21 protein-coding genes, 1 tRNA gene and 1 riboswitch are annotated in these 22,841 nt (G+C 39.5%); of the genes, 6 read left to right on the forward strand and 16 right to left on the reverse strand.

Going from position 1 to position 22,841, the window contains the following annotated elements:
* Positions 1-315: 315 nt before the first annotated feature.
* The 4 genes from ACESTK_RS01550 to ACESTK_RS01565 all read right to left on the reverse strand — a co-directional run bounded on the left by ACESTK_RS01550 (position 316) and on the right by ACESTK_RS01565 (position 7,288).
* Positions 316-2,511, reverse strand: coding sequence for an ATP-binding protein (locus ACESTK_RS01550; RefSeq protein ID WP_373118288.1), 2,196 nt, complete (start codon positions 2,509-2,511; stop codon positions 316-318).
* Positions 2,512-2,591: 80 nt separating this feature from the next.
* Positions 2,592-5,465: a response regulator gene (locus ACESTK_RS01555; protein WP_373118291.1), complete on the reverse strand. Its 2,874-nt coding sequence runs from the start codon at positions 5,463-5,465 to the stop codon at positions 2,592-2,594.
* A 163-nt stretch (positions 5,466-5,628) separates the two neighbouring features.
* A riboswitch (cyclic di-GMP riboswitch) is annotated at positions 5,629-5,704 on the reverse strand.
* 133 nt (positions 5,705-5,837) lie between these two features.
* Entirely contained in the window at positions 5,838-6,287 is a 450-nt protein-coding gene (locus ACESTK_RS01560; RefSeq protein ID WP_373118294.1) for a helix-turn-helix domain-containing protein, read from the reverse strand.
* Between the two features lie 2 nt (positions 6,288-6,289).
* The gene (locus tag ACESTK_RS01565) at positions 6,290-7,288 is read right to left on the reverse strand and encodes an alpha/beta hydrolase (protein WP_373118298.1); all 999 of its coding nucleotides are present in this window, start codon (positions 7,286-7,288) and stop codon (positions 6,290-6,292) included.
* A 118-nt stretch (positions 7,289-7,406) separates the two neighbouring features.
* Here ACESTK_RS01565 and ACESTK_RS01570 point away from each other — a divergent pair, with 118 nt between their 5' ends.
* The gene (locus ACESTK_RS01570; protein ID WP_195992925.1) at positions 7,407-7,844 is read left to right on the forward strand and encodes a MerR family transcriptional regulator; all 438 of its coding nucleotides are present in this window, start codon (positions 7,407-7,409) and stop codon (positions 7,842-7,844) included.
* Positions 7,845-7,924: 80 nt separating this feature from the next.
* On the opposite strand, the gene ACESTK_RS01575 is transcribed toward ACESTK_RS01570, so the two are convergent.
* Entirely contained in the window at positions 7,925-8,461 is a 537-nt protein-coding gene (locus ACESTK_RS01575; protein ID WP_373118301.1) for a TIGR00730 family Rossman fold protein, read from the reverse strand.
* Between the two features lie 55 nt (positions 8,462-8,516).
* Positions 8,517-8,849 (reverse strand): helix-turn-helix domain-containing protein, encoded by a 333-nt coding sequence (locus tag ACESTK_RS01580; RefSeq protein WP_072522465.1) that lies wholly within the window; start codon positions 8,847-8,849, stop codon positions 8,517-8,519.
* A gap of 142 nt (positions 8,850-8,991) precedes the next feature.
* Here ACESTK_RS01580 and ACESTK_RS01585 point away from each other — a divergent pair, with 142 nt between their 5' ends.
* Positions 8,992-9,345 (forward strand): cupin domain-containing protein, encoded by a 354-nt coding sequence (locus ACESTK_RS01585; RefSeq protein ID WP_117495883.1) that lies wholly within the window; start codon positions 8,992-8,994, stop codon positions 9,343-9,345.
* 162 nt (positions 9,346-9,507) lie between these two features.
* On the opposite strand, the gene ACESTK_RS01590 is transcribed toward ACESTK_RS01585, so the two are convergent.
* From ACESTK_RS01590 to ACESTK_RS01600, 3 genes are read right to left on the reverse strand one after another with little or no spacing between them, the layout of a single operon-like run.
* Positions 9,508-10,416 carry a radical SAM mobile pair protein B gene (locus ACESTK_RS01590; protein ID WP_187565383.1) on the reverse strand — a complete coding sequence of 303 codons (909 nt, stop codon included), beginning with the start codon at positions 10,414-10,416 and terminating at the stop codon, positions 9,508-9,510.
* Positions 10,404-11,093: a radical SAM mobile pair protein A gene (locus ACESTK_RS01595; RefSeq protein ID WP_118041149.1), complete on the reverse strand. Its 690-nt coding sequence runs from the start codon at positions 11,091-11,093 to the stop codon at positions 10,404-10,406. Before ACESTK_RS01595 ends, ACESTK_RS01590 begins: the two co-directional genes overlap by 13 nt.
* Positions 11,090-11,527, reverse strand: a complete 438-nt coding sequence (locus ACESTK_RS01600) for a radical SAM mobile pair system MarR family transcriptional regulator (RefSeq protein ID WP_117613248.1) — start codon at positions 11,525-11,527, stop codon at positions 11,090-11,092. The genes ACESTK_RS01595 and ACESTK_RS01600 overlap by 4 nt, the downstream gene beginning before the upstream one ends.
* Before the next feature lie 343 nt (positions 11,528-11,870).
* On the opposite strand from ACESTK_RS01600, the gene ACESTK_RS01605 reads away from it, so the two are divergent.
* Positions 11,871-12,719 carry a site-specific integrase gene (locus tag ACESTK_RS01605; RefSeq protein ID WP_347506055.1) on the forward strand — a complete coding sequence of 283 codons (849 nt, stop codon included), beginning with the start codon at positions 11,871-11,873 and terminating at the stop codon, positions 12,717-12,719.
* Complete coding sequence (locus ACESTK_RS01610; protein ID WP_373118307.1) at positions 12,716-13,891, forward strand: IS91 family transposase; 1,176 nt, start codon at positions 12,716-12,718, stop codon at positions 13,889-13,891. Before ACESTK_RS01605 ends, ACESTK_RS01610 begins: the two co-directional genes overlap by 4 nt.
* Before the next feature lie 307 nt (positions 13,892-14,198).
* On the opposite strand, the gene ACESTK_RS01615 is transcribed toward ACESTK_RS01610, so the two are convergent.
* From ACESTK_RS01615 to ACESTK_RS01645, 7 genes are all read right to left on the reverse strand, one after another.
* Positions 14,199-14,597: a hypothetical protein gene (locus ACESTK_RS01615; protein WP_330371202.1), complete on the reverse strand. Its 399-nt coding sequence runs from the start codon at positions 14,595-14,597 to the stop codon at positions 14,199-14,201.
* A 13-nt stretch (positions 14,598-14,610) separates the two neighbouring features.
* Positions 14,611-14,907 carry a hypothetical protein gene (locus ACESTK_RS01620; RefSeq protein WP_005334864.1) on the reverse strand — a complete coding sequence of 99 codons (297 nt, stop codon included), beginning with the start codon at positions 14,905-14,907 and terminating at the stop codon, positions 14,611-14,613.
* Between the two features lie 9 nt (positions 14,908-14,916).
* Positions 14,917-15,915: a DUF6017 domain-containing protein gene (locus ACESTK_RS01625; RefSeq protein ID WP_117947869.1), complete on the reverse strand. Its 999-nt coding sequence runs from the start codon at positions 15,913-15,915 to the stop codon at positions 14,917-14,919.
* A 78-nt stretch (positions 15,916-15,993) separates the two neighbouring features.
* Entirely contained in the window at positions 15,994-16,896 is a 903-nt protein-coding gene (locus ACESTK_RS01630) for a ParB/RepB/Spo0J family partition protein (RefSeq protein WP_005334867.1), read from the reverse strand.
* Positions 16,886-17,671 carry a ParA family protein gene (locus ACESTK_RS01635; RefSeq protein WP_005334870.1) on the reverse strand — a complete coding sequence of 262 codons (786 nt, stop codon included), beginning with the start codon at positions 17,669-17,671 and terminating at the stop codon, positions 16,886-16,888. The genes ACESTK_RS01630 and ACESTK_RS01635 overlap by 11 nt, the downstream gene beginning before the upstream one ends.
* Positions 17,672-17,685: 14 nt before the next feature.
* Positions 17,686-18,555 carry a ParB/RepB/Spo0J family partition protein gene (locus tag ACESTK_RS01640; RefSeq protein WP_195993176.1) on the reverse strand — a complete coding sequence of 290 codons (870 nt, stop codon included), beginning with the start codon at positions 18,553-18,555 and terminating at the stop codon, positions 17,686-17,688.
* 422 nt (positions 18,556-18,977) lie between these two features.
* Positions 18,978-19,051 (reverse strand) — tRNA-Arg (locus ACESTK_RS01645).
* Between the two features lie 812 nt (positions 19,052-19,863).
* On the opposite strand from ACESTK_RS01645, the gene ACESTK_RS01650 reads away from it, so the two are divergent.
* Both ACESTK_RS01650 and ACESTK_RS01655 read left to right on the forward strand, forming a co-directional pair.
* The gene (locus ACESTK_RS01650) at positions 19,864-20,655 is read left to right on the forward strand and encodes a LytTR family DNA-binding domain-containing protein (RefSeq protein WP_187565395.1); all 792 of its coding nucleotides are present in this window, start codon (positions 19,864-19,866) and stop codon (positions 20,653-20,655) included.
* A 183-nt stretch (positions 20,656-20,838) separates the two neighbouring features.
* Positions 20,839-22,821 carry an alkyl/aryl-sulfatase gene (locus ACESTK_RS01655; RefSeq protein ID WP_373118311.1) on the forward strand — a complete coding sequence of 661 codons (1,983 nt, stop codon included), beginning with the start codon at positions 20,839-20,841 and terminating at the stop codon, positions 22,819-22,821.
* Positions 22,822-22,841 lie beyond the last annotated feature (20 nt).

Below are 22,841 nucleotides of genomic sequence, written 5' to 3' on the forward strand. Positions count from 1 at the left end.
ATCCCCGAATAAGGGGTGACAACAGAGCAGAACTCAAATGTTAGCTGGACTTTTTCTCACATGCTCTGATTTGATCTCATATATAAAACCAGCAGAGATTTTGCTCTCCACCGGTCTGCTTTTATCCTAATTATGTTCCCCTTGCATTGATTTTGCTAATGATGTCAGACAGGGATAGTCCACAGCTGGAAATTAGTTTTTCATTTAAGTAATTATTTCAGTCCCAAAAAGACATATGAATTTTCACAGCCTGCTTCTTCTAAGGAATTAAAAAACAGACCATATAACAACTTTATATGCTCTGTCTTTTTATTCCTACAAATCTTCGTGCAGTTTTACATCGCTATTATCTGCCATGCATTGTTTTAAGGCAATGATCATTTTTTCCGCATCCAGTGGCTTTGCAAGATGAACATTCATTCCAGCCAGCCGGCTGTTGATAATGTCTTCTGCAAAAGAATTCGCGGACATTGCAATGATCGGAACCCTCCTGGCATCCCTTCTTTTCATTTCCCTGATTGTCCTTGCCGCATCCAGACCATTCATCCTCGGCATCATAATATCCATATAAATTACCCCAAAATAATCCGGTGCAGATTTCTCGAAGATTTCAACTGCTTCTTGCCCGTCTACTGCACATGTAACTTCCATACCGCTGTCTTCCAGTATACATCTGGAAATTTCCATGTTCAACTCATTGTCTTCCACAACCAATGCCCGCATGCCTTCTACCGAATAATCATCAAGGCTTACTGGCTTATCTGATAAATTACTGTTTTTATCCTGTGTGCCAATTTTGAACGGAATTTTTACAATAACTGTTGTCCCGACACCTGCTTTGCTCTTCAGTTCAATACTTCCATCCATTCTGTCCACGAGTTGCTTCGTAATTGCAAGCCCCAGTCCGGTGCCTTCATACCTGGATCTGCTTGTCTCGCTTTCCTGAGAGAACATATCAAAAGCATGTGCAATAAAATCTTCACTCATACCCACACCCTGGTCTTTACAGTAGAAAGTGAAATTTGCTCTGTCATCATCCAGAGTTTCTTCCTTAACCCCGAACGTGAGCACACTACCCGACTGACTGAATTTTATGGCATTGTCCATAATATTCGACAGAATCCTTCCAAGATATACCGGGTTTCCAACCAGAGTGCTGTGACTGTATGTACCATTTTTCCAGTCAATCTCATACCGGATGCCTTTCTTGGCAGCCCGCTCATCATAAATCTGATTCAGTTCCTGCAGTACCTCTGTCAGATCAAATAAAAGCTGCTGGTCCTTCAAATCCCCGCTCTGTAGTTTATTCATATCCAACACATCATTTACCAGAGACACCAGATATTTCAGGGATTCCATTACCTTTTCTCTGATCTTCTGCTGCATCTGTGGATCATCTGCGTACTGATTTCCCATATTTACCATACCGATAATACCGTTCAGTGGTGTACGGATATCATGACTCATCGTTGCCAGAAACCTTGTTTTCATTTCGGCTTCCCGCTTTGCTGCTTCCGCAGCAAAGTTAAGATCCTCTTCACGTCTCTTGGAATCGCTGATACTACGGACTGTACATAAAACATGGGTTACATTTCCAGACTCATCCCGTTTTTTTACAGTAAAAAGCATCCTGTGCCAACTGCCATCACACATTCTGTATTCTGTAGAAATATATTCTTCCGTCTTCAATCTTGCTGAAAGTGTAGAGACATCCAGAAATGGACGGATCAGCGAACGGTATTCAGATGCAACCATTGTATCACAAAGCTGATACAGTTTCTCCGATGCACTGCCTCTGTTTCCTGTCAGTTTGTGTATTTCACTGTCATTTGATATCTCTTCAAAAAAATCTTTCTGCACATCAATCCTGTAGATAGAACAGTAACTCTTAGCAATTGCTGAGATTATTTCATTACTCAGCCGTGCTTCATCCAGTGCCTGCTTTAATTGATTCTGGATCGTAGTTTCTTTTTCCATGATATCATCAATATGCCGAAAACCCACCAGTGCGAAAAAATGTTTCTCATCCTCGTATATTTTGGCTGCCTGTGCCTCAAAAAATTCATGCTGGTTCGGATTCGGTTTACTTCTATAATGGTATGTAATGCGCTCCTTCCGGGAAAGCTGTTCCTTTAGATGCCCTGTCGAAATCCAGTCCTTAAATTCCTGTCTTTCTTTCTCATACAGATATTGAACCGCATATTGGTCAGCAGAAGAATTGAAATTATCACCCTGTTTCAGATTCATTTTTTTTACGTTGGTTCCATCGTTTATATGGAGAATTTCAAAGGAACCGGTATTTAATTCAACATAATAGACAGCCGTAAAATCTGCACATATCTTATCCAAAAGCCGTCTTTCCGCCATCTGTTCTTCCAACGTACTTTTCAGTTTTCTGTTCCTCATATGTACCATTACAGTCAGGATAAGAAGCAGAACGATCAGCACAGTTATAAAAACCAAAACAGTCACAGACTGCGGTTGCTTCGGAAATAAATTAATTTCTGTCATAACAAAATCCTCTCTCTATGTTTCCTGTCTGCTTTTCCCATGCATCTGGAAGGCTCCTGATTGCTGCGGTTGCCTCATAATCATTTATGACAGGCATTTTGCTTTCTCAACTCTTCGCTTATGGTCTGCTTAATTTTTTCCGCATCCAGCGGCTTTGCGAGATGTGCGTTCATTCCTGCTTCCATACACTTTTCTGCATCTTCCCTAAATGCATTTGCAGTCATAGCAATGATAGGGATTGTTTTTGCATCCTGCCGTTCCAGGGATCTTATTGTTTTTGTGGCAGTAAGCCCATCCATCACCGGCATCATAACATCCATTAAAATAACATCGTATGTTCCCGGTTCGGAAGCTTCAAAATGCTGAACAGCTTCTAACCCATTGTTCACTGTTTCTACTTTAGCCCCATTTTCCGTCAGCATAAATTCTGCTATTTCCACATTCAGCTCATTATCTTCAACCAATAATATCCGGACACCTGATATATCTGCATTGAAATCTTCTTTTTCTTCTGGCCGTGCATTCGTATCAATTTTAAATGGAAGTATTACAGTAAAACAGCTTCCTTCACCAAGCTTGCTTTCAACTGTTATGGTTCCGCCCATCTTTTCTACAAGTTGTTTCACAATAGGCATTCCCAGACCTGTCCCATTATAATCAGAACGTGGGAAATTATCTGCCTGTACAAATGGAGTAAACAATTCATTTTTTATAAATTCTTCTGACATTCCAATTCCATTATCTTTTATTTTAAATTCACATGTCATGTGATCTTCTAATCTTTCAATCGTTCTCATACTCATGTAAATAAAACCATTCACCTTATTGTACTTCATACTGTTTGTAAACAGATTCATCAATATTTTTTTCAGATGAACTGCATTGCTCCAAACATATATACCACTGTAATCATCATGTTCTCCTATAACATGAAGTCCTTTTTCTTCTGCCTGAAAAGATAGTGACTCCGTGATTTCCTGACATACCTGATCCAGATTGATGGATTCATCACCAAAAACCACTGTATCTGATTCTAACTTTGCCATATCTAAAACATCATTTATCAATGATAGTAGCAGTTTCGATGACTCATGTATTTTATTCATGCAATCCTTTGCCCGCTCAGCATCATTTCCGCTTTTCTCAAGAATCGTAAGCATACCAATAATACCATTGATCGGTGTTCTGATATCATGAGACATGTTATTTAAAAAGGAAGTCTTAGCCTTATTGGCACTCTGTGCTTCTACAAGTGCATTTTGTAATTCCTGCTGTTTTTCTTCAAGCTCCTGATTCAGCTTCAATGCCTGCTCAGCAGACTTCTTGGATTTTTCTTCCGCACGTTTTGATTTTTTCAAAGAATCAAGAATTATACACAGAACAACGAAAAAAGAAATTCCAGCGATAAGTGAAACTGTCAGTAAATTGTCCTGAATAAAATCCTTCGCTGTAACTTTTCGTAAGGAAGCATTATACGAAACTACTGCACCTGAAAATTGAGTTGTAGGCATAGATGTCAGTGTTTTATTCAGAATGGACAAAAGAACCGGTTCTCCCTGCAGAATAGCAAATGGAACATCAGCTTCTTTTGTCAGGAAAACACTATGAAGCTTATTATTTTTCAAATAGTCTGAAACAGTACCTGAATTGCTTACAATACAATCCGTCTCCCCTTTCTGCATTGCTTTTACTGCTGCATCTGATGTTTCATATTCCACAACCTTCCATTGCGGATAATTGTATGAAAGATATGCTTTCAATGCAAAATCATCTTTTTCAACGGCAACTATATTCTCTTTATTTTCATCAAAAGAATCCTTTGCCGTAATTGCTGCCATATTGAGAGTCAACAGCGTATCCGACAAAGCAAATCCATTTGTTTCTGCAAAGTATGGATTCTGGTTTGCATGAAAAATCAGGTCTATTTTTCCATCCTGCAATGCCTGAAGCAGTTCACTTCTTGTCTCATATCCATTTAATTCAAATTCCAGAGTCTGACCTTGCAGACAATTTTCTGCAAGATCCACATAATCTGTAATAACACCTGTCAGTTTACCTGTTGATGGATCTACACTGCTGATACCTCCATCCTGATTCAGATACCCTATCCGGATTGCACCATGCTGCCCGATCCACTCACTTTCTTCTTTTGAAAGAAACGAGCTGCTCTGTGCAGAAAGATAACGCCTGTAGAGATCATCTGTGTAAAATGGGTTGTCATCCTTGATTCTGCGCATAGCACTATCCAGTGCTTCTTTGATATCCGGACGTTCTGGATTTATAGCGAAATAGATTTCTGTCTCTCCAATACTTGTAAGCGGTGAAATATCCGATTCTTCCCAACGGGATTCTTCTACCGAAACGAAGCAGTCAATTTCATGTTTCGACAGTTTGTCCATAACTTCTGCGGTATTAGAAACATTGACATGCTGCATATGCAGACCATACTTTAACTCCCATTCGTTAAGCACATCCTCCGTTATATTATCTTTAAACACACCAATATTTTTTCCCTCAAAAGAATCCAGATTTCCTGCTGTAAGATCCATATTGGATGCATCCGTATAGATGTAATATTTCTCTTCCCCCATAGGCATATCGGAAAAAAGCATATTTTCAGCACGTTCGTCTGTATAGGAAATGTCACCAAGAATATCAATCTCTCCATTTTCCAACTGTGTAAAGCAGTTTTTCCAATCACTTGTTATGTATTTATATGTCCATCCTGCATAACCTGCAATATCTTGAAGATACTCATAACCATAGCCGCTTCTTTCTCCCTTTTCATTGACGGTATTATAAGTTTCTTCAAAAGATCCTACCCGGATAACATTGTCAGAGTTTTCTTTGGCAAATGTAGGAACGGATAAAACAATAAAACATATAATTGTGCAAAATATAATGTAACAAAATTTGAAATTCATTATATTCTGTACTAATTTGCACTTCTTCATCTTTCTCCCCTCCTCTAGGCTACAGTTGCTTGCTTCCAGATTTTAATTTTACATTCATTAATTGTCAATAACCTCCCCGCTATTTTTCCAAACAGCTTCTGTATTACTTATTCAAGTGCTCTACCATAAAAAAGCACTGCCAAACAGACAGTGCAACCTCATTTCATGCAACTGGCTGCCATTTTACAGGCCCTATAGCTTTGCGTCCCAGACTTTCATCTGGTTTGCCGATTTCCTTATTATAGCTTTAATACTTATGCAAAAAAACTGATTTCATTATACTTTAATGCTCTAGTATACACAAGAAAACATTACCGTTTTAACGACAAAAATAAAAAAAGAACAGCCGATACATATACTCGAACTATTCTTCTACTTCCGAAGACCACGCAGCATTGACATCACTGTTTCCTGCTCATTTGTACTCAGATTATTCCATATCCTTAAAACTTCTTTCTGTTTTTCTGTCAGATTCTCTGAATTACCTTCCTGAAAAAACTGTGATAATGTCACGCCCAAAGCTGTACATATTTTTTCAAGTGTGATCAGCGACGGCAGGTTTTCCTGCGCCATGATTCTTCCCAGTGATGACTGGGAAATTCCAAATACACATAAGCATGATACAATAGAGGCATGCTGAAGGAGGATCTCATATGGCAAAGCAAGCTGTACAATTTCTTCTTTTGTATGATATTTGTTATTCAACTCCATCGTTATTTTTAATGCCCTTTGAGACAGCTCATGCATGATCAGATGGTCTTCACTTCCACCGTCTACAGTATATCCGTGATTCATATTACTCAAATATTCTTCAAATGTCATGATTAACCAACCCCATTTTCTTTAAAAAATTTCTGGATTTTATCAAATGGGATTACATCCAGATTATCATAAAGATCTGTATGAACAGCCCCTGGAATTGTCAGCAACTCTTTATTGGATGTGTACTTGCTGTCCTTGATCATATTTTCATAAGCATCTTTTCCAAAATAATAACTGTGCGCTTTTTCTCCATGAACGATAAGGACTGCACTTCTGATTTCATTACAATACTTTAATATTGGCTGATTCATAAATGACATACATCCAATACTGTTCCAGCCCCCATTGGAATTCAGGCTCCTTTTATGATAACATCTGCCTTTATAATACTCACTATAATCTTTTACGAAGAGAGGGGCATCTTCCGGAACCGGAAGTGGAACACAACCACCGCTTCTGGAATACTCGCCTTTACGGTATTCTTGTGTTCTGAGGGCATTCAGTGACTGTTTCTTTGCATAACGTGCTTCTTCACTGTCCTCAGAATCAAAGTACCCATTTGCATTTACCCTTGTCATATCATACATGGCAGATGCTACAGTTGCTTTTATTCTTGTATCCAATGCAGTTGCGTTAAGAGCCATTCCACCCCATCCGCAGATTCCAATGATTCCTATTTTATCCGTATCCACATCTTCCCGAACAGAAAGAAAATCAACAGCAGCCATGAAATCTTCTGTATTAATATCCGGAGAAGCCATGAATCTTGGATTGCCTCCACTTTCCCCCGTAAAAGAAGGATCAAATGCAATCGTTAAATATCCTTTTTCAGCCATCGTCTGCGCATATAATCCGGAACACTGTTCTTTGATTGCACCAAATGGTCCGCTTACGGCAATCGCAGGATATTTCCCTGACACATTTTTCGGCTTATACAGATCTGCAGCAAGTGTGATTCCATAACGATTTACAAATGTCACTTTCTTATGATCTACTTTTTTACTCTGTGGAAAAGTTTTATCCCATTCAGATACCAACTTTAATTCTTCTGTTTTTAACATATTCAACATCCTCCATATGCAAAATTTCTTGTAATTATACTAACAATAGTATATGATATAAATATCATACAACCTAAAGTTAACTTTAGGTCAAGCATATTTTGAAAGAAGGTTTTTTATGTATACAATCGGTCAGGTCTCTGCAATGTTTGGTCTCCCTGTTTCTACCTTAAGATATTATGACAAGGAAGGTTTTTTCCCTAATCTGGAGCGTAAAGGAAACATCCGTTATTTCAGCGATAATGAGTTGGAAGCGCTTCGTATCATTGAATGTCTGAAGAAATCTGGGCTTGAGATCAAAGATATAAAGCAATTTTTTATCTGGGTATCTGAAGGCAGCGCCAGCTATGAAAAAAGGAAAGAATTATTTGAAGCCAGAAAATCAGCTGTTGAAACTGAAATCCAGGAACTTCAAAAAACTCTCTCCCTCTTAAAATTTAAGTGCTGGTATTATGAAACAGCAATGAAAGATGGTAATGAAGATACGATAAATGCCATGTTACCTGATAAACTTCCAAAAAATATACAGAAACTATATGACAAAGGACATGAATGATTTTTGTTTCTTCTTCAAGCTGGAATTGATCGTGCTCTGTCTTTCGCTAATGCAACTCCATTTTACTGTACAAACATAAGTTATGCCCGTCTCAAGATTCGCTTTATATCATCCAGATTTTCAACAAAAAAGATTCCCTCCTGTCGCTCGTTAGAAGATAATCCTTTTTCAATCATATGATTTAGAAGTGCTTTCAAATCATCGTAGTAACCGTCCAGGTTGTAGAGAATGCAGGGTGCCTCCAGATGTTTCAAAGACACCTTCGACATTACCTCTGCAATTTCCTCCAATGTTCCCGTGCCGCCCGGGAAGGCAATAAAGGCTTCTCCTAACTCAATCATTTTGTTTTTTCTCTCAGACATATCCTTAGTCACAATCAGTTTTGTCAGTCCATCATGTTGAAACTCATTTTCAATAAAAAAATTCGGCTCAACACCCGTAACATCACCGCCTGCCTTCAATACACTGTCTGCCAATGCTCCCATTAAACCACCTTTAGAACCACCGTAAACAAGTGCATTTCCACTGTTTCCAATCCATGCCCCCAATTCCTCAACTGCTTTTCGTAAGCATGGGTCATTTCCTTCGTTTGCCCCAAGATAAACTGTTATATTCATTAAAAATTTCCTCCTACAACTTCCGATTGTTCGAGCTTTTCAAATACTAACGTACTTAATTCTGTTCAATAAGTGATTTATAGTAGTTACCAAAGTCAGCAAGTGAATTAACAATTGGAAGCATTTTTGTTCCGAGTTCCGTTAATCCGTATTCAACTCTCGGTGGCTGTTCATGGTAATCGTGGCGATATGCCAGTCCATCACTCATCATTTGCCTTAAACTATCCGTCAAAACCTTTTGTGAAATACCATCTATACTTCGTTGTAGCTCATTGAATCTCCATGGGCGCTCTTTCAAGTTACGCAAAATCAGCAGTTTCCATTTTCCTCCGATGAGAGATACCGCTGTTGCAACTGGGCATTCCGGTAATTCTTCTTTTGCTCGCATAATTCTCACCTCCGAGTCTATTGTAACACATTCAATTTTGAGTGTACAGTTACAAAAAGGTGCGTACTTGTTTTTGTATGTGTCTCACACTATACTAATGCCATGTAATTAGAAACTACAAATCAACTATGGAGGTATTATTATGACAAATTACACAAAAACAACTATTGGAAAGGAAAACCGAATTGAACTGCATGAAAAGTTGTCTTTAACAGGTGCAGAAATCAGTTTAAACGAACTACCTGCAGGAGCAAATGTCCCATTTGTTCATTCTCATAAAGAAAATGAGGAAATCTATGGAATTCTTTCAGGTAACGGCAAAGCCATAATTGATGGAGAAGAAATCAGCCTTTCAACTGGAGACTGGCTAAAAATCGCACCTGCTGCAAAGCGTCAGTTTTTTGCATCCGATATTTCCGGAATTACTTATATCTGCATTCAGGTAAAAGAAAATTCTCTGGAACATTTTACAGCAGAGGACGCCGTAATCGGCTAATTAAAAGTATTTATTTACAAAAATGCACAGCTCCCGATAAGCTAAGAACTGTGCATTTTTTCTTCAATTTTACAATTACTCTATTTTTCAAACAAGAACTTCTCGATTTCAAATGGCGATAAATAAATCTCTCCACCATCATCAGTTTAATTTTCGTTTAGATTAACGATTTCTTTTTCCTGTATTCTCTGTCCCGCGGATTTCCTCATGATAGAAATAATCTACGATCACCGGATGTCCCTGCGGGACTCTGCCATAAGGCATTTCATTATCCACAAATGGGCAATCATACTTCTTAGCCATTTCCTCAGCTTTTACTTCAAGTGCTTCAAAGTAGCTGCGGTTATGCTTGTTATAGATCTCGTCGTAAAGTGGTACAAGATCAGGATATTTTCCGGCGATATAATCCATAATTGTCTTTTTGAAACCGCCTCGAAGATTGAGATTTTCGAGCCAGAACAGATCGCACTGATCCTTTACCCGCTCAAAGATTGCTTCAAAATTCGTGATACCGGGGAATACCGGAGATACGAAACAGACTGTACGGATACCTGCTTCATATACCTGCTTCATAGCAGCGATACGGCACTCAATGCTAGAAGCAGAGTCCATATCGTTCTTAAAATTTTCATCTAGTGTGTTGATCGACCATGAAACGGTTACTCGTCCAAGCTTCTTCAGCAGATCAATATCTCGTACCACAAGATCCGACTTTGTGCAGATCAGAATATCTGCGTCACTGCCGATCAGCTGCTCCAGAAGTTTTCTGGTATTCCCGAATTGCTTCTCCTGTGGATTGTAGCCATCTGTCACAGAACCGATGACCACCCGCTGTCCGGCATATTTCTTCGGATTCTTAATTTCCGGCCAATGCTTTACATCAAGGAAAGTGCCCCATTCCTCCTTGTGTCCGGTAAAGCGCTTCATAAAAGAAGCATAGCAATACTTGCAGGCGTGTGTACAGCCTACATATGGATTGACCGAGTAACCGCCTACAGGCAGACTGGACTTGGTCATGATGTTCTTTGTTTCCGCCTCATTAATGAGGATTCCATTTATTACTTCTGCCATGATCTCTGTACCTCCAACACTTTATTGAATTCATCCGGCATTTCCTGAATCATATTTTCATTCCCTATGATAGGGACAAGATCTTCCTTCATAAATACCGGAATGTCAAGCACATGCGCCTGATCTGTCAGAGACCATGCCCACTCCGGCTCCGTATGAACCTTCCTGCTCTGAACTCCAGTCATGGTGCCGACAACGATCCAGTTGATCCCGGAAAGATCAACTGAACCTGGATTGTCGAATAGCGGCTCAAAGGTAACATGATAGTGTTTTGCTCTGACATTTTCCCGTAGTGCGTCAATACGCCACAGTTCTGCTTTTCTCGTCACCGTAACACCAAACCATGCGTTTTCCAAATCTGTATCAAAATCCAGCAGATCTGGTCGCTTTGTAAGGAACAGGAACTGATGCTGTGGATTTTCACGGATTTTTTCAAATACCTCGTCTCTCCATTCTGACTTCCAGCCGGAAAGATCGCTCATGCCGGTAAGAAGAAAGTTCTGCGGACGTTTCTTTTCCATCATCTTGAGCTTACCCGGAAAGAATTCAGGGTCAGCAAAGTCATCAATCATATGCCAGCGTTTCACATTATTGCGGGCATAGCAATATGCACACCCCACTGTACATCCGATGACGATATTCATGTTTTGAATCTGATCTTTGATACAAATACTCATGATTTCTGCCACTCCTCAAGATTCTTTCTGATACGGTCGAGGTATTCCTCAAACTGGGTAATTTCTTCCTCCGAAAAACCTTTGTAGTAAATACTGCCCATTTTATCAGATACAGAATCGTATTCGTCCTTTAAGGCATGTGCTTTTTCAGTCAGAAACAGGAGTGTTTTCCTTTTGTCCGTTTCAGACTGAACACGTCTTATCAGCCCTTGATTTTCCATTCTTTCCAGCATCGTAGTAAGAGAAGTTATCGCTAATCCACATTTAATCGAGAGTGACCTGATTGAGATTCCATCTTCCTGCCACAGTACATAAAGAATACGCCCCTGGGCTCCGTTAAACGCATCAATATTCTTTTCGCTGAGAATCTTCTCAAAGATTCGATCTCCAAGTTGTTTTATTTTGGTAACAAGAAATCCGCCATTCATTTTCATACAAAAACTCCTATATAGTATTTTATCAAATAATACTATATAGGAGTTTTACTGTCAACAGTTTGTATGTCTAAGTAGAAGTAAATTCCGATTGAACAAAATCGCTGCGCGATGGCCTGCCAAGGCTGTGGCGCAGTTTTATTTTTATTAAAAAAGCAGTGGAATTACTTTCCATAATCCGTTATTGTTAAGTTACCACACGAAACAACTGAACTAAGAAAGCTCCACTGCCTATGATAAGAATAACATTTTCCAGTCTCTTCCGCAATCGGAATTATGATGCTAACGCACCTCCGAATAGGTAGATGTAATTATTAACACTACTTATTCTGGAGGTTTTATTATGTATAAAGATATTTTTGAATCCATCCGCAATGAAGCGGAAAAACGTAACCTGCGTGAAAGAACTATTCAACTGTATTGCTCTGATGTCAGTTACTTCCTTCATTGGATTGGAAAAAATGTTTCTGATCTTACACTTGAAGATGCGGAAAGTTTTCTCACTGCCAAACGTCTGGAAGGAAGGTCTCCTGAAACTCACAATCACTATCGGTCTGCAATCAAGTTCTTATATAAAAAGGTGTTGAAGATTCTCTGGGATGATGACACTGTTCCGGCTATGAAAAGAGAGCGAAATCTTCCTGCTGTTCTATCCCGCGATGAAATAAATGCAATCATTGACGCCACTCCGAATCTGAAGCATAAAGCGATTATTGCAACTATGTATTCTTCCGGATTACGTGTATCAGAGGTTGTTCATCTTCATTATGATGACATTTCACGTACCAACATGACAATTCATGTTCGTGAAACCAAAGGCAGAATTGACAGGTATACAATTCTGTCTCAAAAAAATTTAGACCTTCTCACAGAGTATTGGTACAAATGTGGTCGCCCTAAAGATATCCTTTTCCCAAGTTCCTGGTCCGGTGGATATCTTGATATAGCCAGTGTTAACCAGTTCTTTAAGAAAAGTGCTAAACTCGCCGGCATTAACCGTCATGTTTCCTCTCATGCGTGCCGTCATAGTTTTGCCAGCCACCTATTCGAAAGTGGCACAGATATAAAATATATCCAGTCACTTCTGGGACATGTTGATCCTCGCTCTACAGATGTTTACCTTCATGTGAGCAACAAGACACTTCTTGGAATCCGCAGCCCGTTTGACAACCCGGAAGGTGGTGAATCATGAGTAAGGATTGTACGATTCAGGATGTTTTTCATCGTTTTTATCCATCTTTTGAATCCACACATAGTATTTCTCCCGCTCAGCGAAAGGCCGCTTATCACATCATGAATTGCAAAACCGGTGCCTTTGGTGTGAATGTAAGTGTATGCGAGGACTGCGGCTGCGTGTCAGTCCACTATAACTCCTGCCGTGACAGATGCTGTCCTATGTGTCAGGAGTTTCCAAAAGAAAAATGGGTAGATGCACGGCGTGAGGATATCTTAGATGCTCCTTATTTCCATGTAGTTTTTACAGTTCCAGAAGAACTTAATCCCATTATCTACAGCAACCAGAAATTCTTATACACTGCTCTTTATCATGCGGCTTCAGATACTCTCAGTGAACTTGCTGCTGATAGTAAATATCTTGGGACTGATATCGGCTATATTTGTATCCTCCATACATGGGGAAGCACCATGAATTTTCATCCTCATATCCATGCGATTGTTCTTGGTGGAGGGCTGGATGTGAAAAATCATTGGAAAGACAACGGGAAAGAGTTTTTTCTTCCGATTAAGGTGATCTCCAAAATATTTCGTGGAAAATATATGGCTGAACTTAAGCAGCTCTGGGAAAATGACAGGCTTGAATTTCATGGATCGGCTGCACCTTACAAAAACTACTATACTTTCAAGGAATTGTTAAATACCTGCTATACAAAGGAATGGATTCCTTATTGCAAGAAACCATTTGACGGTGCCGAATCTGTCATCAGATACCTTGGAAAATACACCCACCGGATTGCTATCAGCAACTACCGTATCAAAGACATGACAGAATCTACAGTTACTTTTTCCGCTAAAGATTACAAAAACCAAGGGCTTTGGAAAGAGATCACCATATCCGGCGAGGAATTTATCCGTCGATTTTTAATGCATGTTCCTCCAAAACGTTTTGTACGTATCAGGCACTATGGTCTTCTTTCATCCAGAAATAAGAAGAAAAAGATTACCCTATGTAGAAACATCCTTGGTTGCAAAAAATATATTTCCAAGCTGAAAGATATGGATGCACCTGCCATTATCCGTCTTCTTTATAATAAAGATATATGCAAGTGTTCTTCCTGTGGTGGTAAGATTATTCCTCTGTCTACAGAACAACATTTTATAAAACCCAAACCACATATGCTCTGTTAACGTATCATAACTGTATATTTTTTTAGCTTCTTTAGGGAGGCTTATTTCTGGTGTCATAATACAGGACTGAATTATAAATTCTATGTGTTTCTATGTGTACACGCTATCCTATTATAAATAGAGTGTCATAATTAAAAGTCCATATAGAGTTGACGCACTTTGTTCAACCAGAAAAAATCGAAATTGATGCAAACGAAAGGGCAGTTAATGAAAAGTCTCCATACTGCTTTTTCGTTTGCACCACCTTCGATTCTTTCCTTAACGATTTGCACTTCAAATCGTTTTCTTTATTCTATCATAGCATCCATTATTCCGCCATCAGTCTTTCGAACCAGGTATCCATGACAATGATAAACTGGCCTGCTCCTGGCAATTCTTGTAGCATTTCGTCAAGAGTTTTCTGTTTCACATATTTCTGCACATACACCCAACAGGCAATGCTACTGGCTTCTGATACAATGTCAGCTATGGTTTTGCGCATAAGCTCTTCAAATTCAGTAATTTCTTCTTTTGGGACAACATCATACAGTGTTGGTGCCTGATGACTTAATTTTACGCCATTTTCATTTGCATCTTTAAGCAGATTCTTAACTTTTTCTCTTGAATCCTCCGGTACTTTTATGTACTCCCACATAAATGCTACCACATCGGACGGTGTGTCTTTTTTAAGTGGTGGTAACTGAATATAATCATTGTTTTCGCTCATTTTCATATCCTCCTCACGATATAATAAAATCAATAATGCGTTCTCTTGTCATGTCCAGTACAGTATCTACGAACACTCCTGCAAAAAGGATCAGATACAGAATTACACTCAGCGAAAACAGAAATGCAACCTGTACCCAGTCATGGTAACAGTATGCAGTCGCTATAATCAACAAAGTGAATATAAACCCAAGGATCCCTCTGACAACCGCATAAGTCTGTACTGTCATCTTTACTGCCAGTCCGATCACAAAAAGGATCAGCCATACCGGCAGTAATAATATTTTCCCAGCAAGTTTTAAAATAAACATGTGCACCTCCTATCTTACCAGTCCTGGCATATCATGGTTCACCTCTGCCTGATAATACCCGTTCATCGTAGACGGTGCATTAAACAGGGATGCTAATAAATATTTCTTGATGTTCTTCACTTTGGTGGTGTTACCACGCATACAGTGTAAGACATACTCGATATGTGAATAGGTCAGCATCAGAAATTTTTTCTTCACCAGTGATGCCGGATACCAGTTGCTGGCAATCAATATCTTGTCATTTTTACACATCACAGTTTCTACGATCAGGTTCACGATTTCATCTACCTGTCGCATATCGTCATGATGGGTTACTTCCAGTGATTCATAATCAATGGTCTCTTTGACAAGGTTTTCATAAGCCTGATAATCCTCAGAGCGGTTATCGCTATCAAATCTTTTCTCATCCACAGATATGATAGGATTAGATTTATTATCATTCATTTCAGTATCACTAAGATTAGTATTATTAGGGTTTGAAATGTAAACTTCTTGAAGTTTGTTTTCGGGACTTCTAGAAGTTTGATTTTGGGACTTCATGAAGTTTAAATTGTAAACTTCTGCAGGCTCTTCATTTTCCACAGAAGTTTGTTTTTTAAACTTCTCTAATTCCTCTCCAAATTTTTTCTCATCTGTTTTCTCAGGCATAAAGGTTTTTACGTAGATAACATTCACCTTTCCAAATCCCTGCCTGCGTTTCTCAATCAGACCAATTCCTGTTTCGTCATCCAGCTCTCTCATGGATTTGATGGCTTTATTTCTGCCACAGTTCAGTAATTCCATGATATCTTCGATGGAAAAGTAGATATATGCTCTGTTTTTGTCGTCAAACCACTGATTTTTGATGGAAAGAGACATTCGATCCAACATCAGTCCATATAAAATTTTAGCATCGCTTGATAAATCTTTAAAATAGCTGTCTGTAAATAATGCTTTTGGTATGCGGTAGAAGCTGAACTGATCAGCTTCGGTACCGTAAAAATAATTAAATGTCATTTTTTTCTCCATAATTTCCTCCTTTCATTTTCTGCTAAGAAGTCCTCTTTTTAAACTTCTTTGACATTGTTTTCTTAGCTTTTTCTCTCCTTAACAGGACTGTTCCTGCATCCACTTTTCTAATAATGATTCAATCACCTGCTCCATATCTTTGGCTGTATAATCATCCGGAAAATACTTTGTCAGTTTCTTTTCTGAGAAAGTAAGAGACCGGGATACTTTCTTTGCCATCACACAGTTATTGAAAATCGATAACATCTGAATCTGATTGATTGGTCCATCATTCAGCTGATTTCTGAGTGCTGCAATCTGTTTTGGTTTGATGAATCCGGTGTCGCTGATATATTCGTAGATCCATCCCTGTACTTCCTTATCGATGTAGGAGATATTGACAGCAACCGTAAACTGAAGCTTCTTGTTATCTACCAGATCAAGAAGTTCCGGAATAAGTTCTGTTAATCGTACAAATCTTTGAACCTGAGCTCTACTTTCCCCAACTTGCTTGCTCAAGACTTCATCAGATCTCAACTTCGTCTCATTTTGAGACAAAGTTAAATCTGTTCTAACTCCCTGTCTTTTCATTGCCTCTAGTTTCATCTTATAAGCAAATGCTTTCTCACTCGGCAACAATTCCTCTCGCTGAATGTTAGCATCCACCATAGCCACAATGGCATCATCATCCGATAATTCTCTTACGATTGCCGGAATAGTTGTAAGTCCTGCAAGCTGTGCTGCATGCATTCTTCTGTGACCGGATACCATTTCATATTCTTCATTATCATCCATTCGAAGCAGTACCGGTGTCAGTACTCCATTGATCCTTACACTTTCAACCAGATCCTGCATCTTTTCATCATCCAGCACCTTGAACGGATGATTTTTAAACGGATGGATCTTACTAATCTCTATCTCCATTGCAGATTCTTCATTTACCACACCAAGCAGTTCATCAATGCTTGCCAGTTTAATCTTTTCGCCACTTCTATTTTTCATTTTTCAAAACCTCCTGTGTTAAGTTCTTATATGCTTCGGCAACTTTTCCTTTCGGGCAGTGCATGTAGATGCTTTTTCCCTCTGCACTGGTCTCAGCTGCTTTTACAGACATCGGAATCACATTTTCAAATACTTCTATCTGGCTTCCGTATGTTGTATGTACTCTCGATGCAATGTCCCTTGCGTAATTGGTTCTGAAATCAACCATAGTCAACAGAATGCCCTCAATCGCCAGTTTCCGGTTCAGCCTTTTCTTTACTGTAAGAATGGTCTTGATCAGCTGCTGAAGTCCTTTCACCGGCAGATATGCGGCCTGTACAGGTATCAGCACGGAATCGGAAGAGACCAGTGCATTGATTGTCATCATACCAAGACTTGGCATACAGTCGATCAGGATATAATCGTATCGGCCTCTTATCGCATCGATATATTCCTTCATGATCATTTCTCTGCTCATAACATTTCCCATCGTTACTTCCAGGGCAGAAAGCTCAATATTTGCCGGAAGTAGATCTACATTTTCCTGGTGATGTAAGATACCATCTTCCAGAGAGATTTCTTCTTCGTTAATGACATCCATCATAATCGTTGCCAGTGTGATGCGAAGATCATCCGGTTCCTCATATCCAAGACTTGCGGTTAAACTTCCCTGTGGATCCGCGTCGATCAGCAACACTTTCTTACCTTCTCTTGCCAGTCCAATGCCTACATTTACGGTTGTGGTGGTCTTTCCGACGCCACCTTTCTGGTTTACTACGGATATAACTTTACACATGATTTCTTCCTCCTTTAACTATCCCATGATTCTTTTTTCCATAATTTCAACAGTGCCAGTATTTCCCGTTTCATCATTGCCGGTGTATAAGAATTTGGAAAATACTTGTGCAACTGCTCGTTTGTGAATGCCACTCTTGTGATCTCACCCTTTTTCACTTCACACATGATCTCTTCCATCTTTTCCAGTGACAACTGTTTTTCTTTACTCAGTTGCCGGATCCTCTGGGCCTGTGAGAGTGATGGGATTGCCTGTGCATACTCCATTGCTACAAGCAGTTCTCTTTGTTCTTTTTCACTTAATGCAGCTATCTCTACAGCCGGACAAAAAGAAATGATCTCATCATCCAGTTTCTGCAACATTTCCGGTATCAGTTTTGTCAGTGAGATATAACGCTGCACTTGTTTTGGGCTATCACCACAATCTTCACTGATGATTTCTATTGCCCGCTTTCTTGGTGTTTTGTGGTCAACTTGGCTCTTTTTTCGACCACTTTTTCTTTTTAATACGTCATTCTTCAGTTTGTAAGCAAAAGCTTTTTCACTGTAGCTGATCCGTTCTCTGTGAAGATTGGAATCTACCATGCTCAAGATGGAATCATCTTCACTTAATACCCGGATGATTACCGGTACTTTACGGTATCCCAGTTTCTCCGCAGCATGTTTTCTTCTGTGGCCGGATATGATCTCATAGTATCCATCCGGTACCGGTCTGACGATCAGCGGATTTAATATTCCATACTTTTCAATGCTTTCCTGCAGAAGAAACATTTCCTTATCATCCTTCACCTGAAACGGATGCTCTTTGAACGGTCGAAGACGCTCAATCTCAATTTCTATGATTCTTTCTTCGTTTTCTTCTGATTGTCTGTTTGGTTCAGTCATCTTGACTCCTTTCCTCCAGGATTCAGGAAATAAAAAATGCCTGCCTGGAACTTTTATAGATAGTAAAGTTCCAAACAGACATTGCTGTTTGACCATTAGCTGTAGCTAATAGAATTGAATACTGTTTCAGCTAATTCATGTTTGCAGGTTTGGGAGAGATTGTTTCTTTTCCCGCCTTTTCTCTGATTTACATCCCCGAATAAGGGGTGACAACAGAGCGGAACCCAAATGTTAGCTGAACTTCCTAAAACCCATGTTTGCAAACCGGTAATTTTGATTAGCTGTCAGCTAACAAAAATCAGATTGCGTTAGCTGGAAATTGATCATTTTGAATGGAAAATCATGTCACGAACGTGATTAGAAAATAACAAAAGCGTTCGTTGTCAGCTAATCCAGCTAACATTTTCGAACGCTTTGAAGCCCGTCGCCAAGAGGATTTGAACCTCCGACCCCTCGCTTAGGAGGCGAGTGCTCTATCCAGCTGAGCTATGACGACACATGCCGCAAACCCTTGATTTTACTGGGTTTCTAGGATTTTTCCCTTCGGCCATATATAAGATTATCAACTCTTTTTCGAGTTGTCAATCTACAGATTTTTTTGATTTGGTAACATTAGAACGTTCCCCAATTTGGGGAATGCTTTGTTGTCACCATTAGCATTTTTCAGAATAGATTCGAACTGAAAGTTGTTTTTCATTTTTTCCCTTTGGGGAATGCCTCGGCTTTCTCTTAGGAGGCGAGTGCTCTATCCAGCTGAGCTATGACGACACATGCCGCAAACCCTTGATTTTACTGGGTTTCTGGGATTTTTCCCTTCGGCCATATATAAGATATCAACTCTTTTTCGAGTTGTCAATCTACAGATTTTTTTGATTTGGTAACATTAGAACGTTCCCCAATTTGGGGAATGCTTTGTTGTCACCATTAGCATTTTTCAGAATAGATTCGAACTGAAAGTTGTTTTTCATTTTTTCCCTTTGGGGAATGCCTCGGCTTTCTCTTAGGAGGCACTTGTTCTATCCATTAAACTAACAGGACAAATCTGTAGCTTCAATTGTACTATAATTACACACAAATTACAAGACTTTTCTTCTATACCGTCCTTACAATGGTTACTGTTCGTTAGAGCATGTTTGAAAAAAGCTTTCTACAAGATATGCATTACGAAGCAGTTACCACTTTTGAAACACAAATTGATGCACTATACGGTTGGCATCTGTATACTTGTAAGAGCTTTGACACAGTGCTAGAATAGTAAAAGTTGTATTTTTCAAATAGATTTTTAATTACCAGAAGGAGACCTCAGCCATGCAGCAGGAATTCATTACAGTAACCTTCAATCGCACGAAGATCGCGATCCGATGTGCAGACATTCTCTATGTGATCATGTCAGATGATCATTGCAGGATTCATATGTTTGATGGAAACGTGTATCGTTGCCGAATGACACTGAAAGAATTAAAGAAACAATTGAATGAAGAATTTATTGAGGTAAAACGTGGCTGTATGGTAGCTGTATCTGCAATCAGTGATATTGGAGACAGGATTTTGCTGTCTAATGGTGAGAAGATTTGCTATACAAAACGCAAAAAAAGGGTGCTCAGAGAAGAACTGCAGAAAAATCAGGAGCTTATAATTGCAAAAATCAGTAAAAAAAAGCTGCCGCTGACAGCAGAAGAGTATCGCAAATATTATAAAATATGTGATGCTCTCCCTTTTGCATTCACAGATATAGAAATGGTATTCAATGAAGAAAAAAAGGCAGTGGACTGGATCTTCCGCTATGGGAACGAAGCGCTGGCTGCCCTGGAAAAGCAGCCCTTAGACAAGATGATCGGAAGTTCTTTTTCCAGTCTTTTTTCCAATATGGACGCAAAATGGCTTCATGTTTATGAACGTGCCACCTTGTATGGTGAAACGCTGGAAATCATGGATTATAGTCCTGAAATAGATACGAATCTGAAAATTATATGTTTTCCTACATTTCCGGGACACTGTGGATGCATTTTGTTTAATGCAGACAAAATGAAATCTATAAGTGAAGAAAATCATCTGGTCAGATTGGTTGAAGTTTCCATGAAAAATAATTCCTCCAAATAACAAATGTCGTTTTACCGCTTATCATGTTGATTTACCGCAATAGAAATGTTATTTCGCTATAATTCGATTGTTCCCCTGATATATTCATGCTATATTTTTATTAGATATTATTTTTTGCAATCAATTAAGATTCACAGCAGAAAATATCTGAATTTTTTTGCAGAACAAGGGGGGAAACATATCATGAAAAGAAAAAAAGCAGTTACTTTGACTACCGCTGCATTAGCACTTACTATGACTGTCTGCGGTAGTTCCAGCGCGATTGCCGCATCAGAATTAACAGCGGAAAGCAAACCAGCCACCCAGTATACCATTGATGCAAATCAGGAAGTTTATGCATTGTTGGATTTCGAGGATACTGAGGAGTTTGAAAATGCTACAAAAGGTCTGATTGCGTCTCCGGATACTCTGGATATTTATGATGAGAACGGGAAGCTTGTATGGAGTCAGACAGCGTATGCTTTTCTGGATCAGGATGCTCCGGATACAGCGAATCCAAGTCTTTGGAGAGATACACAGCTGAATCATATTTATGGTCTTTTTGAAGTAACCGATGAAATCTATCAGGTGCGTGGCTATGATATGTCAAATGTCACTTTCATAAAAGGTGATACGGGATGGATTGTAGTAGATCCACTGATGAGCATGGAATGTGCGGCAGCGGCTTTTTCCCTGGTAGAAGAGAACCTTGGTACTTTTCCTGTAAAGGCAGTAATTTATAGTCATTCCCATATTGATCATTTCGGTGGAGTCAGGGGAATTATTTCAGAAGAAGATGTACAATCCGGTGATGTGCAAGTAATTGCACCGGAGGGCTTTGAGAAGCATGCTGTCAGCGAGAATATTTATGCAGGTACTGCCATGGGGCGCAGAGCAAGCTATCAGTATGGAACAATGCTTGAGGCCAGTGAAACAGGAGCTCTTGCTATTGGTATTGGTATGGGGCAGTCCAGGGGCAGCACAAGTTATATTTCTCCTACACTTGAAATCACACAAACCGGTGAGAAGCATACTATTGATGGAGTGGAACTTGAATTTCAGCTTACTCCGGGTACCGAAGCACCGGCGGAGATGAACTTCTGGATTGGATCGAAAAATGCTTTGTGGATGGCTGAAAACTGTACAGGAACACTCCACAACCTGTATACACTCCGCGGAGCCCAGGTACGTGGCGGAAACGCATGGGCAGAGTACATTATGGAATCTCTGGCACTTTACGGTGATCAGGCAGATGTAGTATTCCAGTCTCATAACTGGCCACATTGGGGAAATGATATTATTCAAGAATATATGACCAATACTGCAGCTGTATATAAGTTTATTAACGACCAGACATTGCTTTACATTAATGAAGGTTATACGGAAACAGAGATTGCTAATATGATTCAGCTTCCCAAGGAGTTGGAGAAAGTCTGGTATACCCGTCAGTATTATGGCACAGTTTCTCATAATTCGAAGGCAGTATATGAGAAATATATGGGGTGGTATGACGGTAATCCTGTTCATCTTGCCGAACTTACACCATCGGATTATGCACAAAAGCTGGTAGAATATTTCGGTGACACAGATGCGGTTCTTGAAAAAGCAAAAGAAGATTTTGCAAAGGGAGAATATCAGTGGGTTGCCCAGATCACCAATACGCTGGTTTTTGCTGATCCGGAAAATATGGATGCACGTTATCTTTGTGCAGATGCATTAGAGCAATTGGGGTATCAGGCAGAAGCCGGTCCATGGCGCAGTGCTTACCTCTGTGCTGCCCAGGAGCTGCGAAATGGTACAAATACCGATGATGCAACGCGAGGTAAGGGTACCGGTGATGTTGTTTCACATATGACACCTGAAATGATTTTGGATTATCTGGGAATTCTTGTAGATACAACGAAGGTTTCGGATCTGACATTTACAGCAAATCTTGTATTGCCGGAAGGTAATTATGTACTCCGTGTGAAAAATGGCGTACTTCTTTATCAGAAAGATACACAGGATGCGGATGCTGATGTGACATGGACTACCAAACGTGCCGGACTGCTGTCTATTATTCAGAAAAACACGGAAAATATTGCAGCTTTGATCCAGCAGGAGGGTGATGAGACCTGCCTGACACGATTGATGGATGCAGTTATGGTTACCTCAGAGTATAAATATTTTAATATTATCGAGCCATAAAATTTTTATGTAGAAAAACA

It is taken from the genome of Ruminococcus sp. Marseille-P328 (assembly GCF_964249465.1).
Lineage (GTDB): Bacteria > Bacillota > Clostridia > Lachnospirales > Lachnospiraceae > Blautia_A > Blautia_A faecis.

Bases quoted from the DNA above. Each gene is read 5' to 3' on its own strand.
- ACESTK_RS01575 (WP_373118301.1), bottom strand. From the start codon at position 8,461: ATGAATATAACAGTTTATCTTGGGGCAAACGAAGGAAATGACCCATGC.
- ACESTK_RS01625 (WP_117947869.1), bottom strand. From the start codon at position 15,915: ATGGAGAAAAAAATGACATTTAATTATTTTTACGGTACCGAAGCTGAT.
- ACESTK_RS01585 (WP_117495883.1), top strand. From the start codon at position 8,992: ATGACAAATTACACAAAAACAACTATTGGAAAGGAAAACCGAATTGAA.
- ACESTK_RS01590 (WP_187565383.1), bottom strand. From the start codon at position 10,416: ATGGCAGAAGTAATAAATGGAATCCTCATTAATGAGGCGGAAACAAAG.
- ACESTK_RS01560 (WP_373118294.1), bottom strand. From the start codon at position 6,287: ATGACATTTGAAGAATATTTGAGTAATATGAATCACGGATATACTGTA.
- ACESTK_RS01655 (WP_373118311.1), top strand. From the start codon at position 20,839: ATGAAAAGAAAAAAAGCAGTTACTTTGACTACCGCTGCATTAGCACTT.
- ACESTK_RS01600 (WP_117613248.1), bottom strand. From the start codon at position 11,527: ATGAAAATGAATGGCGGATTTCTTGTTACCAAAATAAAACAACTTGGA.
- ACESTK_RS01605 (WP_347506055.1), top strand. From the start codon at position 11,871: ATGTATAAAGATATTTTTGAATCCATCCGCAATGAAGCGGAAAAACGT.
- ACESTK_RS01630 (WP_005334867.1), bottom strand. From the start codon at position 16,896: ATGAAAAATAGAAGTGGCGAAAAGATTAAACTGGCAAGCATTGATGAA.
- ACESTK_RS01595 (WP_118041149.1), bottom strand. From the start codon at position 11,093: ATGAGTATTTGTATCAAAGATCAGATTCAAAACATGAATATCGTCATC.
- ACESTK_RS01570 (WP_195992925.1), top strand. From the start codon at position 7,407: ATGTATACAATCGGTCAGGTCTCTGCAATGTTTGGTCTCCCTGTTTCT.
- ACESTK_RS01555 (WP_373118291.1), bottom strand. From the start codon at position 5,465: ATGAAGAAGTGCAAATTAGTACAGAATATAATGAATTTCAAATTTTGT.
- ACESTK_RS01620 (WP_005334864.1), bottom strand. From the start codon at position 14,907: ATGTTTATTTTAAAACTTGCTGGGAAAATATTATTACTGCCGGTATGG.
- ACESTK_RS01635 (WP_005334870.1), bottom strand. From the start codon at position 17,671: ATGTGTAAAGTTATATCCGTAGTAAACCAGAAAGGTGGCGTCGGAAAG.
- ACESTK_RS01615 (WP_330371202.1), bottom strand. From the start codon at position 14,597: ATGAGCGAAAACAATGATTATATTCAGTTACCACCACTTAAAAAAGAC.
- ACESTK_RS01550 (WP_373118288.1), bottom strand. From the start codon at position 2,511: ATGACAGAAATTAATTTATTTCCGAAGCAACCGCAGTCTGTGACTGTT.
- ACESTK_RS01610 (WP_373118307.1), top strand. From the start codon at position 12,716: ATGAGTAAGGATTGTACGATTCAGGATGTTTTTCATCGTTTTTATCCA.
- ACESTK_RS01640 (WP_195993176.1), bottom strand. From the start codon at position 18,555: ATGACTGAACCAAACAGACAATCAGAAGAAAACGAAGAAAGAATCATA.
- ACESTK_RS01650 (WP_187565395.1), top strand. From the start codon at position 19,864: ATGCAGCAGGAATTCATTACAGTAACCTTCAATCGCACGAAGATCGCG.
- ACESTK_RS01565 (WP_373118298.1), bottom strand. From the start codon at position 7,288: ATGTTAAAAACAGAAGAATTAAAGTTGGTATCTGAATGGGATAAAACT.
- ACESTK_RS01580 (WP_072522465.1), bottom strand. From the start codon at position 8,849: ATGCGAGCAAAAGAAGAATTACCGGAATGCCCAGTTGCAACAGCGGTA.